The 14,132-nt window shown below is 67.2% G+C and carries 13 protein-coding genes and 1 pseudogene; 3 read left to right on the top strand and 11 right to left on the bottom strand.

The genetic code is table 11. From position 1 onward, the window contains the following. Window positions 1-210: 210 nt before the first annotated feature. Genes CAE01nite_RS14435 through CAE01nite_RS14410 form a run of 6 tightly spaced genes read right to left on the bottom strand, consistent with a single transcriptional unit; the run spans window position 211 to window position 4,432 of the window. On the bottom strand, window positions 211-420 hold the full coding sequence (locus CAE01nite_RS14435; protein WP_222595945.1) for a helix-turn-helix domain-containing protein: 210 nt from the start codon (window positions 418-420) through the stop codon (window positions 211-213). Beyond that, on the bottom strand, window positions 417-1,976 hold the full coding sequence (locus CAE01nite_RS14430; protein WP_246131228.1) for a replication initiator: 1,560 nt from the start codon (window positions 1,974-1,976) through the stop codon (window positions 417-419). The genes CAE01nite_RS14435 and CAE01nite_RS14430 overlap by 4 nt, the downstream gene beginning before the upstream one ends. Next, window positions 1,973-2,236, bottom strand: coding sequence for a WhiB family transcriptional regulator (locus CAE01nite_RS18970; RefSeq protein ID WP_371862906.1), 264 nt, complete (start codon window positions 2,234-2,236; stop codon window positions 1,973-1,975). The genes CAE01nite_RS14430 and CAE01nite_RS18970 overlap by 4 nt, the downstream gene beginning before the upstream one ends. Before the next feature lie 53 nt (window positions 2,237-2,289). Then, entirely contained in the window at window positions 2,290-3,750 is a 1,461-nt protein-coding gene (locus CAE01nite_RS14420) for an FtsK/SpoIIIE domain-containing protein (protein ID WP_246131246.1), read from the bottom strand. Between the two features lie 5 nt (window positions 3,751-3,755). Then, complete coding sequence (locus CAE01nite_RS14415) at window positions 3,756-3,953, bottom strand: hypothetical protein (protein ID WP_146905976.1); 198 nt, start codon at window positions 3,951-3,953, stop codon at window positions 3,756-3,758. A gap of 2 nt (window positions 3,954-3,955) precedes the next feature. Next, entirely contained in the window at window positions 3,956-4,432 is a 477-nt protein-coding gene (locus tag CAE01nite_RS14410; protein ID WP_246131227.1) for a plasmid replication, integration and excision activator, read from the bottom strand. A gap of 121 nt (window positions 4,433-4,553) precedes the next feature. On the opposite strand from CAE01nite_RS14410, the gene CAE01nite_RS14405 reads away from it, so the two are divergent. Further along, window positions 4,554-5,294, top strand: coding sequence for a helix-turn-helix domain-containing protein (locus CAE01nite_RS14405; RefSeq protein ID WP_146905974.1), 741 nt, complete (start codon window positions 4,554-4,556; stop codon window positions 5,292-5,294). Here CAE01nite_RS14405 and CAE01nite_RS14400 read toward each other — a convergent pair. Continuing rightward, a complete protein-coding gene (locus tag CAE01nite_RS14400; protein WP_146905972.1) occupies window positions 5,276-6,028 on the bottom strand; it encodes an HAD family hydrolase in 753 nt (250 codons plus the stop codon). The genes CAE01nite_RS14405 and CAE01nite_RS14400 overlap by 19 nt on opposite strands. Window positions 6,029-6,429: 401 nt before the next feature. Here CAE01nite_RS14400 and CAE01nite_RS14395 point away from each other — a divergent pair, with 401 nt between their 5' ends. Further along, window positions 6,430-7,335: a DUF6615 family protein gene (locus CAE01nite_RS14395; protein WP_146905970.1), complete on the top strand. Its 906-nt coding sequence runs from the start codon at window positions 6,430-6,432 to the stop codon at window positions 7,333-7,335. Window positions 7,336-8,194: 859 nt separating this feature from the next. On the opposite strand, the gene CAE01nite_RS14390 is transcribed toward CAE01nite_RS14395, so the two are convergent. Beyond that, window positions 8,195-9,070 (bottom strand): DUF4062 domain-containing protein, encoded by an 876-nt coding sequence (locus CAE01nite_RS14390; protein WP_146905968.1) that lies wholly within the window; start codon window positions 9,068-9,070, stop codon window positions 8,195-8,197. Window positions 9,071-9,315: 245 nt separating this feature from the next. Here CAE01nite_RS14390 and CAE01nite_RS14385 point away from each other — a divergent pair, with 245 nt between their 5' ends. Beyond that, the gene (locus tag CAE01nite_RS14385; RefSeq protein ID WP_146905966.1) at window positions 9,316-11,007 is read left to right on the top strand and encodes a hypothetical protein; all 1,692 of its coding nucleotides are present in this window, start codon (window positions 9,316-9,318) and stop codon (window positions 11,005-11,007) included. A gap of 657 nt (window positions 11,008-11,664) precedes the next feature. Here CAE01nite_RS14385 and CAE01nite_RS14380 read toward each other — a convergent pair. The 3 genes and pseudogenes from CAE01nite_RS14380 to CAE01nite_RS18640 all read right to left on the bottom strand — a co-directional run. Continuing rightward, window positions 11,665-12,762 carry an SAM-dependent methyltransferase gene (locus CAE01nite_RS14380; RefSeq protein ID WP_146905964.1) on the bottom strand — a complete coding sequence of 366 codons (1,098 nt, stop codon included), beginning with the start codon at window positions 12,760-12,762 and terminating at the stop codon, window positions 11,665-11,667. A gap of 739 nt (window positions 12,763-13,501) precedes the next feature. After that, the gene (locus CAE01nite_RS18240; RefSeq protein WP_186816600.1) at window positions 13,502-13,750 is read right to left on the bottom strand and encodes a Rossmann-fold NAD(P)-binding domain-containing protein; all 249 of its coding nucleotides are present in this window, start codon (window positions 13,748-13,750) and stop codon (window positions 13,502-13,504) included. A 58-nt stretch (window positions 13,751-13,808) separates the two neighbouring features. Continuing rightward, window positions 13,809-14,099, bottom strand: a pseudogene (locus CAE01nite_RS18640) (aldo/keto reductase); the annotation flags it as partial. Window positions 14,100-14,132: the final 33 nt, after the last annotated feature.

Here is a 14,132-nt window from a genome sequence, read left to right as displayed (position 1 = left end):
CAGTCCCCGTCACGGAGGCATGACGCTTCTGCTCGATCCACCGGTCCGCCGCCTCCCGGCTCTCGAACGTGGCCGTCGTCTCCTCACGCCGGTGCGTGCGGGGATGCGTCCAGCGGACCCGTGCCAGGTACCGCGTGCCGTGGTTCGTCGACGGCTTCGCCCTGACGTCGCTGTGGACCTTGGCACCCAGCGGAGGGACCAGGTCGCGCTTCACGACGCCTCGCTCTGGGCCACCCGCGCCGAGACCCAGAGGTCGAGCAGCTGGCGCGGGTAGCGGTACACGCTGCCGATCTTCACGAACCGAGGCCCGACCCCGTCAAGCCTCCATCGGCGGACCGTCGAGGGGTTGACGCGGAAGTACTCGGCCACTTCGTCCGTGGTCATCAGCTCGTGATCGTCCATGTCGTCCGCCTTGGTCATGCCGCGTGCGTCGCGGCAGTGGTGGTTGCCGAACGGTTGTCCACAGGCGGTCCCTCGTCGTCGCTGGCCCGCTTCGCCTCTTCGTACTGCTCACGCCACCGGCGGCGTTCCATCACGCTGCCGGCGACGACCGTGGCCCAGTCACGACCACCGACCGGCAAGTCCTCCCACACGAATCGGGGCTTTCCGTCGTGGTCGAGCACCTCCGCCGAGAGCCGGCCGGCTTCCAGAGCGGCGATGCCTGCCGCTTCCAGGACCTGGCGGACGACGGTGGCGCGGTCTGCACGGTGCTCGGTCAGGGTCTTGCCGGACCACTTGCGTGAGACAAGAACGCGCCGGCCCCCGAGGCCGAGGTGTTCGCGGTCGTGCGCCTTGGACGGGCAGTGGCCAGCGACGAGTCCAGGACCAGGGTTCTGGGGTTGGACGCCGTACCGCAACCAGTTGGCGCAGTCCGGGGAGCAGGGCAAGTAGCGCAGCTGCGCGTGCAGCCGGTCGATGTGTGCCTCGTAGGCGACGTCGACGTGCTCGCCCTCGGGGTCGGTGTAGGTGTCGGTGACCGCCTTGGTGAGGTACTTCGTCAGATATCGCACCGCCCGGTCGGCGTCGGGGCTGGCGCCGTCGATGCCCTTGATGTCGACCTGGGTGCCGAACCGCATCACGTGCGCCGGCCTCGCGTCGCGGTCGGCGTCGAGCTCGTCGAGCGCGTGCGCCCAGGATGGCAGCGGCAGCCCGGTGTCCGGGTCGACGTACAAGGCCGTCTCCGGTTCCCACACCGGGTGCCGGCGGTCGTAGACGACGTCGTCGTCGCTGAAGGGTGGCCACCACAGCTGGTGATAGGTGCCCCGGGTGACGGCCCGGATAGTGGTCCGCGGGATCGCTCCACGGAGGGCGGTGTGCAGGTGAGGTGCCAGGCGCCGTTGGGGCTCGACCGCGGCGAAGTGTTGGACCTGGTAGCCGGCGCCGCGGCGCAGGTTCTGCACCCACCGGTCCACAAGCTTGGAGAAGTGCAGGGCGTCCAAGGCGGCGCGCCGGTAGTCGTACCTGGCCGGGTCAACCGGGACACCGCGGCCGGGGATGACCTTGCCGTAGGACGGCAGAGTCAAGGTGACGAACATCGACGGCCGGTAGGTGACCCCGCTGGGAGCGGTGAACGTCCGGCCGATCGTGCGTGCCTCGACCGGCACCCGCGGCAGGTCCGGGGCGTCCATTCTCCGCCGGGTCGACCGCACCCGACGCTCACCGGCACCGTCGCCGGCGGCCGGCACGTCGACCTGCTCGACGTCGTCGTCGCCTTCGGTCGTCACCGGTGCGGGTGCGTCTGGTTCGTCGTCGCGATGCCACCCCTCGACGCATTGGGTCATTCGCAGCCGGCGCGCGAGGGTCGCGCACGGGGGGCACTTGGCCTCCCTGGTGGACCCGCACCGGATCGCGACCACGGTGGTGTCGCCGGTGGTCACGTCGGTGACGCGCCGCAGCACCGGGCGCACGCAGACGCCTTCCTTGACCGCCAGGGCATGGACCATGTCGTCGGTGATGGTCAGCGGCAGGCGCGTCACGCGGCACCTCCGACGTCGCTCGAGCCCGCCACCGGCCGGCTCACTGGGTCCGCCTGCGAAGGGATCTGAAGCAGCTGATCGCCGCGTGGCGCTCCGGCCCAGAAGCCGGCCGTGACACGGGCCCCGACGGCGAACAGCCGGCATTGCGCAAGGACGGGGCAGCTGCCGCAGACCGTCGCCATCTCCAGTCGCTCAGTGGCGGTGGGGCGGTCGACGATCCAGGGCAAGTCCGTGCGCTGCAGGCAGGAGCCGTTCTCCATCCACCCGTGCGGGAGGTGGACCCGGTCGTACCGCGCCGGCCACTGCCCGGGCATCAGCTCACCGCCGCGATCGCGCCCGGCAGCAACGCCGCGGCTCGCGGTGCATACCGCTGCACGAGGGTGGTGATGTCGTCGTCAGTGACGTGGGTGAACCGCACCCGTGCTGCTTCAGGGACGCCGTCCTGCCCGATGTACGCAACACCGGGTGTCGCGTCGTCAATGAGGTCGGCGGTCGCGCCCCGGTCGCGTGCCCCCTGGCCGAGGGTGAGTGCGACGTGCTCGGGTTCGGTAACGCGCAGCAGGATGCGGGTGGGGAACAGGTCGCGCATGGAGATGATGTCCTTGCGTGGGTCCTGCACCGCCCCGACCACCGACACGCCGACGGCGCGGCCCTGGGACAGCAGCAGGGACAGGGCGGCGGTGATGCGTCGTTTGGCGTCGCGGTCGTTGATGTACGCCGTCAGGGACGCGAGCTCGTCGATGATGACCACGATCAGCGGCTCATCGGTGGTCGGGGTGTGCAGGCGGGCCCGGCCGCGCAGGGCGGCTTGGCGGCGACGCATCACGGTGACGGCGTCTTCGAGGACCTGGGCGAACTGCACCTCGTATGCGGTGTCGTCGCCACCATCGGGGGTGCCGCCGTAGACGAACCTCGCGAACATGTCTGCGCCGGCGGCGAGTTCCATGCCGCCCTTGGGGTCGATCGCCCACACCTGGACCAGCCGGTCGCGGATGCCGGCGGACAGAGCGTTGATCAGGGACCACAGGACCGACCCCTTCCCGGCCCCTGTCGCCCCGACGACGAGCAGGTGCGCGCCGAGGAGGCGGACCCGATGGATCTGCCCGTCCTCCCCCTTCGCGACCGGCAGGCCCTTCAACGCCGGCGGGTCGGCCGGCTCGAACGGCGCCACCGGCCGGGTGAGGGGGTCGGCGGTGAGGAACCAGAGCACCAGCTCGTGCACCTTGCCGGGAACGGAGCGGGTGCGGCAGTCCACGGCCCCGAAGGTCTGGGCCAGGCGTTGGCCGTTGGTGGCCCAGTCCGGTTGAGTCTGGCCGGGCAGCATCCGCACCCGCACCCGGTCTACCGACTGCGTGGAGGAGACCGACACGATCCGGGGGAGGTACTCGGTGCCGTCAACGCGCATGGCTAGGCCGGTGGCGACCATGGCGGGCTGCCACGCCCACCGGTACACCGACCCGGCCCGCCACAGTCCCCGGGCGCGCCACACCACCACAGGCGCGAACGAGCCGGGGTGCACGTGCGACCAGATCAGCAGCGTCGACCCGGCCACGGCCACCACAGCGAGCACCGGCAGCGGCCCGTGCGCGACGGTGACCCACAGGGCCACCAGGACGAGCCCAACGACCGTGACGGCTCCCGGGCGGCGAAGCACCCACCACACACCCGCCGCCAGGCGCCGGCCCACCCACGCCGCGACGACGGCGGTCAGGGGAAGGCGGACGCGGGCGATGTTCAGCCGGACCGGGCCGGTGTCGCGGCGGTCACCCCCCATGCGGTTCACAGCTCGGTCACCTGAGCCCACAGCCACGCCCCGGCACCGTTGACGGCCTCGTTGATCGCGGGCCCGGCCGGGGTGGCACCGAGGACCAGGCCGAGCAGGATGCACACCACCGCCGAGCCGATCTTCAGCTGGTTGGTGCGCAGCAGCAGGATCACGACCGCGGCGATCACCACGGCCACCGCCACGACGCTCACGGTTAGGCCGCCTTCCCGTCTCCGGGCGTCGCGGCCGGTGCGGACACCGAGCGGGGAGCGCGTGCGGGGGCGGTCAGGTCGTCGGCCTTGAACGACCACGCAATCCGGGAGAAGTTGCCCGATTCCTCGATGTACGGCAGCGCCGAGAGCCCCTCGAACACCACCAGCCGGAACGGCGAAGCCGGATCCGGGGGCGGCGGGACGGGCTGGTGCTTCGCCGCGATCTTCACCGAGACAGTGCGGGACTTGCGGCCCGCGTCCGGGTCGGCGTCCAGGACGTCGACGGACCACAGCAGCAGGCCGGTGTCCTTGTCGACCTGCTGGACCTTGGTGTCCTTGGTCGACTTCTCGAAGTCGAACACCGGCCCGACCTCGGAGATGAGGTACGCCCCGTAGGGGAACACCTCGTCGTGCGTGATCTTGAACCGCCGCGCGATCGCCATGACCGCCTCCTCCGTGGGACGAGGGGTGCTGGTCACCCCCACTCGCACAGCCCACCGCGGAGCCTGGGGACTTTGGAACGACGGACCCGGGACTTGTGGGGACGTTTCCGCCTGTGCAAGTGTCCCTACTGGCGGACCAACCGTCCTAGGGGGCAGCATGAGCAACGACAAGCTCCGCAGCGCGGTCCGATCCGCTGGCTTCTCGGTCGCCGAGTTCGCGGACGAGATCGGCGTCGACCCGAAGACGGCGCAACGGTGGATGACACTGGACCGCACGCCGCATCGGACAACCGCAACGCGCGCGGCGAAACTGCTGGGCGTTCCGCCGTCATGGCTCTGGCCAGAGCTCGATCGAGCCGAGCAGGGAGCGGGCGACGGCGAGGTGATCGGCTTCTACGCTCACCGCGCTCAGGTACCGAAAATGCTGTGGCGCGACCTCCTGATCGGGGCGACGCAGTCCATCGACCTCGCGACGTACGCCGCGCTCCACCTGGTCGAGGACCACCCCGAAACGGTGACTCTTCTCGCGCACAAGGCGAGCATCGGCGTGCAGGTCCGGATCGCCATGGGGGACCCGGACGCGCCAGCCATTCACCTACGAGGCGAAGAGGAGCAGATGACCGACGGGCTCGTCGGCCGAGTGCGCATGGCGAACGCCTATTACGCACCCCTGATCAATGCTCCCGGCGTCCAGTACAGGCTGCATCACACGACGCTCTACAACTCGATCTATCGGTATGACGACCAGATGATTGTCAACCACCACGTCTACGGCCTGCACGGCTATCTCGCGCCGGCCCTGCACCTGCGGAAGTCCGACGCAGGTGACCTGTTCGCGACCTATGCCGGCAGCTTCGACAGACTCTGGAAGGAGTCGTATCAGCCAGCTGGCTCATAGGCGCGGGGCCCGGTTGCACCCATGTGGATCAACTCGTGCACGGCATCGATGAGCGCGTCCACATCGGTGAGGTCACCGAGCACGGCGTCAGCACCGGCGGTGCGCAGTTCCTCGAACGACGAGCCGCCAGTCGCCACGGCGATCACTCGAGCGCCGCCCTCCAAGCCCGCCTCCACGTCGAGCTTCGTGTCACCGATGACGATCGTGACGTCTCGCGCCGGATCGAACCCGAAAGCGTCGCGCGCCTTCGCCTGTGCCACGGGCACCAGACGAGAACGCACGGTGTGTTCCTCGCCGAACGCGCCCACCGAGAAATCGAGCCACTCATCCAAATCGAAGGCACCGAGCTTGACCCGCGCGTTCGGCTCGACGTTGCCAGTGAGCACGGACTGACGCACCCCCGCCTCGGACGCAAGCCGAACGAGGCACTCCGCGGCTCCCGGCAGCGCGTGGCCACGCTCCTGCAGGCGACTGCGGTTACGCCGGCCCGCCTCCACAAGAGCGGCATACCGCTCCTCAGACGTGTACCCGCTCGGATCGATGCCGTGGGACCGCAACAGGTCCTCGATGATGACCACGTCCGTCCGCCCGCCGGTAGTCGCCTTGTGAGTCGCCGGCCGCCCGGTGAGCAGCTCGAAGGCAAGGGCGTAGTTCTCCTTGCTCACGCCGGCGTTCTCGATCAGCGTGTGGTCCACATCCCAGAGGAGCAGAGCCGGTCCCGTCGTCGCTTGCACAGCGTCATCCTGTCAGCGATCGACGCTAGGAGGAACGCGACGGCTCCACACAATCCGCCCCCCACGGCGGGCGCCATGCCAGGACGCCCCGCCTTACTGGCACGACGATCAGGGCCTGTAGCACGGCGCGAACGTGTTCCGCCGAGGGCGCTCGCACGGCCGCATGTCGTCGGCTCCTCTGGATCGGCAGCTTTACCCGCTCGGGTTCTGCTTCGAGCGAGCAACTGCGCGCGAAGAAGAACGGCATGCCGCCCGGTGACCGGACAGGCGCGCAGAAGTCGACAGTTCGGGGGCCGACCGTTCCCGCTGGGGGTGGAGCCTAAGCCGGACGTTCGGAGGGAGTCGTATGCGCCCATCCATCGGCGGCGTAGTTCATCATGTCGGTCATGGATCTAAGCGGTATGGACGACGCACTGGACTTCCGCGCGGCTCTGGTCCGTGCTCGCGAAGCGGTAGAAACCCACGTGACCAGGGTCGACGCGATGGGCCACGCCTGGCATGAAACCACCCTGACCGACCTACTACTGGAACAAGCATGGCCAGCTATGAGGGCCCTACCGTTCAACCAAGTCCAAGAAGGCGCGGTTGGCGCAGACTGGCTCTGGTGGTGGCTCGATCAAGACGGAACTGCCTTCGGAATGCTCGTTCAGGCGAAACGTTTGCACGCTGACCCTTGGCGCATCGACTACGGATACCGTGGAGGGGCGCAGCTGCGTGACCTTCTCTCGGCAGCCGAAGCGTTGAGCGTGCCACCGGTGTATTGCCTGTATCTCGGCTCGAAGGCGTTTCGAGCGCAATTTGCGTGCGATGCTCACGAGGAGGGCGACTGCGCTCGCTGTCACGCTGCGACCGTATCGCTCCAACCAGGCATCATCGCGGCACATGCGGCAGCGCTTCCGGTCGACTTCAGCATCCGACAGGCGATTCCTCTCGAGTATCTAGGAGACCCCAACCAAGACACGCGGCCGCCGCTTCTCGCTGGAATGAGTTTGCCGGCGGACCTTGAGCAGTTCCTGTATGAGGATCAGCGCGGTGCGAACGCAGTTGCGCGACACCTGCTCAAGCGGGTGATCGAAGTTCGAGCCGGTCAACTCTCGGTGGACGTTGGTGATGTCCGGGTTGCGCCAGACCAGGTCTACAAAGACCTGCCCGACGATCGTGGGCATCTGTATGAGCCGTACTTCCCGAACATTCTGAGAGGCTTGCGGACCTCGCCGCCCGATTACTTGCACGATCTGCTCGCAGGTCGGCCAGTAACAGCGACTTTGCCGTCATCAGTCGCCGGCGTCGTCGTCCTGACCCTCTAGCTCAACATGAGTGCATCGATGCGGCGCTAGTTCACGAGGTTGGGATCATGAACGCCGAATGATAACGAGCCCTCCCTCCAGTGAGCCCTACGCGCGGTCGTGAACGTTGGTCAGCGGCCGGAAGCCGAGTTCGGAAGTTTCTCTAATTCCGCCCTGACATCCTCCAGGGCGCGACTTGCGCGCGATAATTGCCCGTCACGCCAATGTGCGGGATCGTTCGAGTAGGTGATGTACTGCTTAGGGTCGGCTACGCAATCAAGCCGAACAGTCGACGATCCAATCTCGCGCCATCCCTTACGATCAATCAGCGCCTCAAGCTGAATAGTTGCAGGCTTACCCGCAGCCATAACCCGAGCGTCTCCAGTGAACTCGACGAATCTTGTGACTACCGATCTGCCGGCCACGGCATACGGGTAGGGGAAGTCGTCCACGTCGTCGGAGCCGGGTCGGATAGTTGTCCGGAAGGTTCTTGTCGCAAGCGTGGCCCTCGACTCACCGCTCTGCATCTGGAGGCGCAAGTCTACAACGACTAGCGCACTCGCGCCCGTATTGAACAGCGTAATCGGTAAGCGCAACAGTGAGAGGTCGCTGCGGATGTATGCAGAAAAGATGCGGACCTCTGTCATCGTGAGACGACCCCGACGCGCGTTGAGCCACCAAAACGAGGCAACCGTGAACACAAGCGCTGACCCAGCGATAACGATAGCGGGAGTAATGCTTTCAACATAGGATCGCGTTGTAAAAATGTACACTTCACACGCCTCTCATTCTTGCTATTAGGTTTTCGAGTCACCGACGACGACCGACCCATGCTTGATGAAGAGCGAAACGGCAATACCTGGGTCGTCCTGTGACGCGCTCAAGCCGCAACGTGCTGCGACTCGGAGTATTCGACGTCGCCCTCGCTCCAAGTGATGTTCACCTCGAACACGCGACCAGTGCCCATGCTCATCAGCAGGGGCCAAGAGAACTCGCTGTCGGGTATCAACGTCGGGGCGATCTGCTCTCGATCGAAGAGTGCTGGCGGTCTAGAGTTTTCACCTAGAGGCTTGAGTTCCACACGCACGCGTATCGCTGGAGCGCTACCGCTATTCTTAACAACGAGACGCTCGCGGGTCGTTTTGTAAGCAACCCTGCCCCGATTGTCCATCTTCGGCTCACGATCAGACTCGTACCGCGCCCGCAACACTGCGTGCTTCTCTGCGGGCGCCCGCCGCACCACCGCGCCTAAGCCAAGTCGATCGAGGTCGCTCTCAATGGCTTGTCGCACCTTGTATGCGAGGTCGTCGGGAGACGCATATGCGCCGAGAAGGCCGAGAGGTAGCAGGGTTTTCTTGAAGTCCTCGACAGCCTTCGCCTGGTCAAGATCCGCACCCCTTGGGATCGGCTCCTCTGAGAACCAGACGTGCACGGGCTTACCGGCCGCATGTGAGCGCTGAATCTCCTCTGCAGTTCCTGATACCGCAGCTTCTGTCGCCATACCTAAGCGACTGTCGAATAGCGCCAAGACGATATCTGCGTCGTCGACCAGTTGCTCGTTGATGATCCCCTGCCCGCTCGCACCGAGCCGCGGCACGGCGCTGGTTTCCCAGCGCCGCGGCAGCAGCACGACCTGCTCGCGCTCTGCGCGGTCAGCGTTCCACCCGTGCAGTGCGCGCTCAACCGCCTCTCTCTCCTCCTTGGTGTCACCGGGGGAGGCAATGAGCACCTTGAGGACGTGGGCATCGAAGGTCATGAACAAACCGTAGAGGTTGGCTACCGGGATCGCGGGACCGCCGCCGTGGCGGCGCAGCCCAGACGGGAGGCCGATGCAGTCCGCAGCGACTCCCGTAGGTGGCCGAAGGGACGGCGCCACTCGCGACATCAACTGCCGGGTCGGCCTCTCTAGAGATCAAGGCGCCGGCTTCGCCGGCGCGCGGCCTGTGGGCGACGCTGGCGCGTCGTCCTCGGCCGCGGGGGAGTGCAGGGCAGACTGCAGGGGTGGCGAGAGTCGAGTGGACCCGACAGAGCGGCGAGGACGTCGAGCACGTCGTCGCGATGCTTCTATGTCGCAAGTTTCCTACGGCCACGCGCATCCGCCCGTCGCGCGGGGACGCTGGCATCGACGTGCTGGTTCCCCTGGAACATGGCCACGCGGTGTACCAGGTGAAGAGGTTCAGCGCGAACCTGACGACGGGACAGAAGACGCAAATCGTCGATTCCTACGAGCGCTTGGCGGCCTCCGAGCTAGTCAGGGCCCTCGACGTTCGCGAGTGGCATCTCGTGATGCCACTCGACCCGACTAAGGAGAATCTCCTCTGGTTCCGGGGTCTAGGTGCGGACGCTTCATACAGTCAAGCCTGGGATGGGTTAACGTTCTGCGATGCGCTAGCCGCGGAGTATCCAACCGTCGTGGACTATTACCTCCATGATGGGAGGGATCGACTCGAGACTGCGCTCAGTAGCATGACGGATATACTCAGATTGGAGAAGCGCTTAACTGGCGGCGGACCGATTCAGCCCGCCGAGGCGATTGACGGGTTGCTTGCACTTGATGACGCGCTGAACAGGAGTGATCCGTTCTACCGCTATTCCATCAGCCTTGGCGACACGGACCTGACGCGTGAGGAAGAATGGCTCGTAGCCGCCGCTCAAACTTCTGACGGTTCTCGCACCGTTACCGTGCGGGTCTTCGCACGTTGCGCAGAGTCCGTTGTTGAGCGGCCGGTCCCCATGTCGGTGCGGATCGACCCGGCCGGCGACACGGAACTACTGGCTAAGCTACGCGACTTCACGAAGTTCGGCGTCGGCTTCACCGCACCCGACGGCACGGTCGATGTTGATATGGATTTGCCGGGCGGCCTCGGCGGCTCCCTGAAGTCCGGGTCGCTTACGATCTCGCCCGCCAGGCGCAAGGGTGAGCTGGTCGAGTTCCGTCTGCAGGTGCTCGATCCGCAAGGCGCTACGGTCGCGGAGAGTCGCGTTCGTCAGGTCGAATTTAGTGAGGGTACGTCCAAACTCGGTGCTAGAACGTTGCTGGCAGAGGAACGCGACGCCTTCACGATGGAGATACGCTTCGACCTGGAGACTCAGACCACAACTTGCCATTTCGAGGCTTCCGACCCAAGTGGACGGCGTCCAGAAGACGTGGTCGCCGGATTCCGAGTGCTCAAAGCACTCTGTTCGCCCAATTTGTTCCGTATCGTTCCATTATTTGGACCTCCAGAAGGCACTGCGTTCCCGACCGTGGAGGTGGAGCGCAACCCATGGGTCACGCTCGCGCGACTAGTGGAGGTCGTCGACGAAATCCAAGCCCACACAACGACCCGACTAACGGTCCCTGATCCAGCCGTGGTCACCATGAAAGAATTGCGCGACCTCGAGGAGGTGGCAGAACTTCTCCGCGGCGAAGTCGTATCAAAGCCATGGGACTCCTTCACGCTTCATCTGCACCCAGGGCGCGCGACCCCCGAAATGGACGCAATGACAGCTATGGTCGTGAATGACCTGAAGGTCCAGGTCGGAGATGCAGAGGTCGCCCTGGGATACGTTCAGATGGTCATCCCGGCCGCGCGTGTTCGACCTGGACCGCCAGTTCTGCATGACGATCATGTCGATGTCGTGTTGGAGCCGATGAATGAGATGCCCGCTACCTTGAGACATACAACGGCTGACCCGCGGCCTACTCAGTAAGGCGGAGCTCGTGAGTGCTCAGGCCGGCCGCTATGCGGGCACAGGCCCGGCTAAGCGTTCACTGCTAGCGGGATCGCGAGCACAGGCAAGGCAGGCGGAGCGCTCGGACTTCTCGGGTCACCTCCGCCGCCGTCCCTTCGCCGAGCATCCGCACGACTCCGGTCCGCCCCAAGGGCGCCTACGGCGTCGCTGCGCGATGACCTCCGGTCACCCTTGGCCCGGACCTCCGTCGCGCTCTTGTGCTCCGCTACGGGTCGGTGGCTCAGCTTGGCCACAGCTCCCAGCCGGATCAGTCCCCGAAAAGTCCCCAACGGCATGCTCGCCATGCGCGGGGGCGGGATCTCCGGGCGAGACTTGCGCACGACTCCGAACGGGCGGGGGAGACCGCGCCGATCTGGGGGTCAAGGGGTCGCAGGTTCAAATCCTGTCAGCCCGACCGCAGGGCCTCGATCTGCTCACGCAGGTCGGGGCCCGTTCTCGTGCCCGGCGGGCGCTGTTGCCGCCGGCTCCGCGGGGGCCGTTCGGTCTCCATAGAGTCCGCACCAGGCCGAGAACCCCCCGCCGCCGTCCCGTACGGCGTCGTGCTCCGGGCACAGGTAGTGCGCCGTCACGGCGGGGTCCTGGTGGCAGGCGACTCGCCGCAGCACGCCGCTGGGTTCACGGGATGAGCCGGTAGAAGCGCCAGAAGTCGTGCTCGATAGGGAGGACGTCGACGCGGCTGAAGCCGGCCTCGGAGGCGTAGGCGCGAATCGTGTCGGGGCGGATCACGGTCCCGGTGCCGGCTGAGTCCTCGTCGAGCATGCCCACCGCCAGGCAGTGCAGCACGCTCCAGCCATAGTTGAACCGCTCGACCTCGTCACCGGGCGCGGTGAAACGCTCCGCGACGCGCTCATCCGCGATGAGCACGCTTCCTCCTCCGGTCAGCATGTGCCGCGCCGTACGGAGCGCGTCGACGGGGTGGTTCATGTCGTGCAGGGCTTCGAAGATGGTGACCAGGTCGTATCGGCCGCTGAGGTCGGGAGCGCCGGCGTCGTGGACGGCCGGGTGGACGCGATCGGCCAGTCCGGCGGCAGCGACGTTGGCGTGAGCGGTCTCGATCGAGGCGGCATCGATGTCGATGGCGTCGACGATGACGTCGGGGTAGGCGCGGGCGATGGCAACGCTCGACCGACCTGACCCGCAGGCGAGGTCGGCGACGCGGGCAGGGGGCTCGGCCCGCAGGCGGGCGTCGACCTCGGGGACCGAGGCGAGCCAGTCGGCGAGCTGATGGACGAACATGGGTCGGTTGAGCCCCTCGATCCCTTCGCGCACATCGGCGCCGTAGTCCTCGTAAGGCACGCCACCGCCGTTGCGGTAAGCCGCCAAGAGGGCGTCGAACGGTCTTGCCACACCGATGGCAAGCGTGGCGAGCGGGGTGAGGTAGTTGAGGTCTTCCTCGTCCACGAACACCGCGCGGTAGGCGTCCGGAAGCCCATAGCGCCGCTCGCTCGGGTCTGCTCCCTGGTCGTCCACGCGCAAGAACCCAGCGACCGCCTGCTGCTCCAGCCACTCGCGCACGTAGCGCTCGGCCGTGCCGGTGCGGACTGCGAGCTCACCCGCTGTCGCGTCTCCCTCGTCGGCGAGGGCGCGATAGAAGCCGAGCCGGCAGCCCAGGTGGATCGAGGCGACCTCGAGAGTGGCGATCACGGCGCCGACCACCCGCTCGACGAGCGCGTCGGTACCACTCGCTGCCTGGGCACCATCGGTCTCGGTCATCTTGGTCCTCCCCGGTGTCTCGGCCGAGAGGACACAGATGCAATGGCCGACCATGCCTCGACCGCCGGTCCTCCTACCCAGGGTGCCCTGACGATCGTCGTCGGTGCCAGGCTCCGGGACGGTACGCCCGCTTCCTGCCGACCTCGCCAGAGCCGGGCTCCGACCAGCAGAATCCCGCCGGAGGAACGAACTCCCGCGCTCCGGGCAGGACACGGTGGCGACGACGTGGGAAGCGTGCGCTGGATGGCGCCTGCGTGAGGTCGCCCACGTCTGGAGCCCGCGACGCAGGGGTGGTGGCGCAGCCCGACGACAGCTGTCAGTCGAATCGGTCCACCAAAAGGTCCCCGACGGCATGCGTGCTACGTGCGCGGGCAGCATGTGGGGGCGCGCCCGGCACACGACTGGGAACGGACGGGAGAGACCGCGCCGATCTGGAGGTCGAGGGGTCGCAGGTTCACATCCTGTCAGTTCGACAGTGTTCACGCAGGTCAGAGGCCCGCACCGCTCCGGCGGGGCGGGCCTCTCGACGTCCGGTCAGCCTAACGGTCAGCTCAGTACGCCCTGGACGAACATGGACGTCCGCGGCGCGCGGGTCGACGCCCGGAGGCTGCTTCGACCGCGGGCATGGGACGGACCTCCACGACGCGAGCAGTGGCCAGCGGGCCACTCCACCAGCCGCGCCCCCGGCGACATCGACCCGCGCCACGACGCACTGTGCGGGCCCCGGGACGCGCGACCGTCAGCCGACCGGGAAGGGCGCCGTGGTCAGCCCCTCGGACACCTGCCGGACGCGGCGGGCTTCGTCCTCGCTGCGAAGGCGGGGGTGGCGCCTCCGCTCGGCAGGTGCGCCGCCCATCTGGCCGAGGCCCTGGGAGCCGTAGAGGCGTCCCGCCTTGGCGTCGGTAGAGGTGGCGGCGTAGAAGGCGGCGAGCGCGGCGATCTCCGGGGTGCCGGCCAGGATGCCGCGGGCAGGCAGCCACCGGATCACGCGCGCTCCGGGTGTCGCCGGTGCGCCCGAGTTCTGGGCGGGCGGACAGCAGCGTGGGGGAGGAGGAGCCGAGGTAGCGGATCCTGCCCTGGTGGACCAGGTCGCCGAGCGCGCCGAGGGCCTCGACGACGTCGGTGTCGGGGGGTGGCGGTGCACCAGTTACAGGTCGACGCGGTCGGTGTCGAGCCGCCGGAGGGAGGTCTCGACCTGGCGGATGATCCAGCGACGTGACCGGCCCCGGGTGCTCGGGGTCGTCGCCCATGGGCACGCAGGACCTCGTCGCCAGGACCACGTCGTCGCGTCGCCCGGCGAGGGCCTGCCCGGCGATCTCCTCGGAGACCGAGTCGCTCACCCTGCGGCCTCGCGGACCATGTCCTGGGCT

The organism is Cellulomonas aerilata, assembly GCF_007991755.1.
GTDB lineage: Bacteria > Actinomycetota > Actinomycetes > Actinomycetales > Cellulomonadaceae > Pengzhenrongella > Pengzhenrongella aerilata.
This window is presented reverse-complemented; position numbering and strand designations above follow the sequence as displayed.

Bases quoted from the DNA above. Each gene is read 5' to 3' on its own strand.
- CAE01nite_RS14435 (WP_222595945.1), bottom strand. From the start codon at position 420: ATGACCAAGGCGGACGACATGGACGATCACGAGCTGATGACCACGGAC.
- CAE01nite_RS18970 (WP_371862906.1), bottom strand. From the start codon at position 2,236: ATGGAGAACGGCTCCTGCCTGCAGCGCACGGACTTGCCCTGGATCGTC.
- CAE01nite_RS14420 (WP_246131246.1), bottom strand. From the start codon at position 3,750: ATGGGGGGTGACCGCCGCGACACCGGCCCGGTCCGGCTGAACATCGCC.
- CAE01nite_RS14405 (WP_146905974.1), top strand. From the start codon at position 4,554: ATGAGCAACGACAAGCTCCGCAGCGCGGTCCGATCCGCTGGCTTCTCG.
- CAE01nite_RS14395 (WP_146905970.1), top strand. From the start codon at position 6,430: ATGGACGACGCACTGGACTTCCGCGCGGCTCTGGTCCGTGCTCGCGAA.
- CAE01nite_RS14390 (WP_146905968.1), bottom strand. From the start codon at position 9,070: ATGACCTTCGATGCCCACGTCCTCAAGGTGCTCATTGCCTCCCCCGGT.
- CAE01nite_RS14380 (WP_146905964.1), bottom strand. From the start codon at position 12,762: ATGACCGAGACCGATGGTGCCCAGGCAGCGAGTGGTACCGACGCGCTC.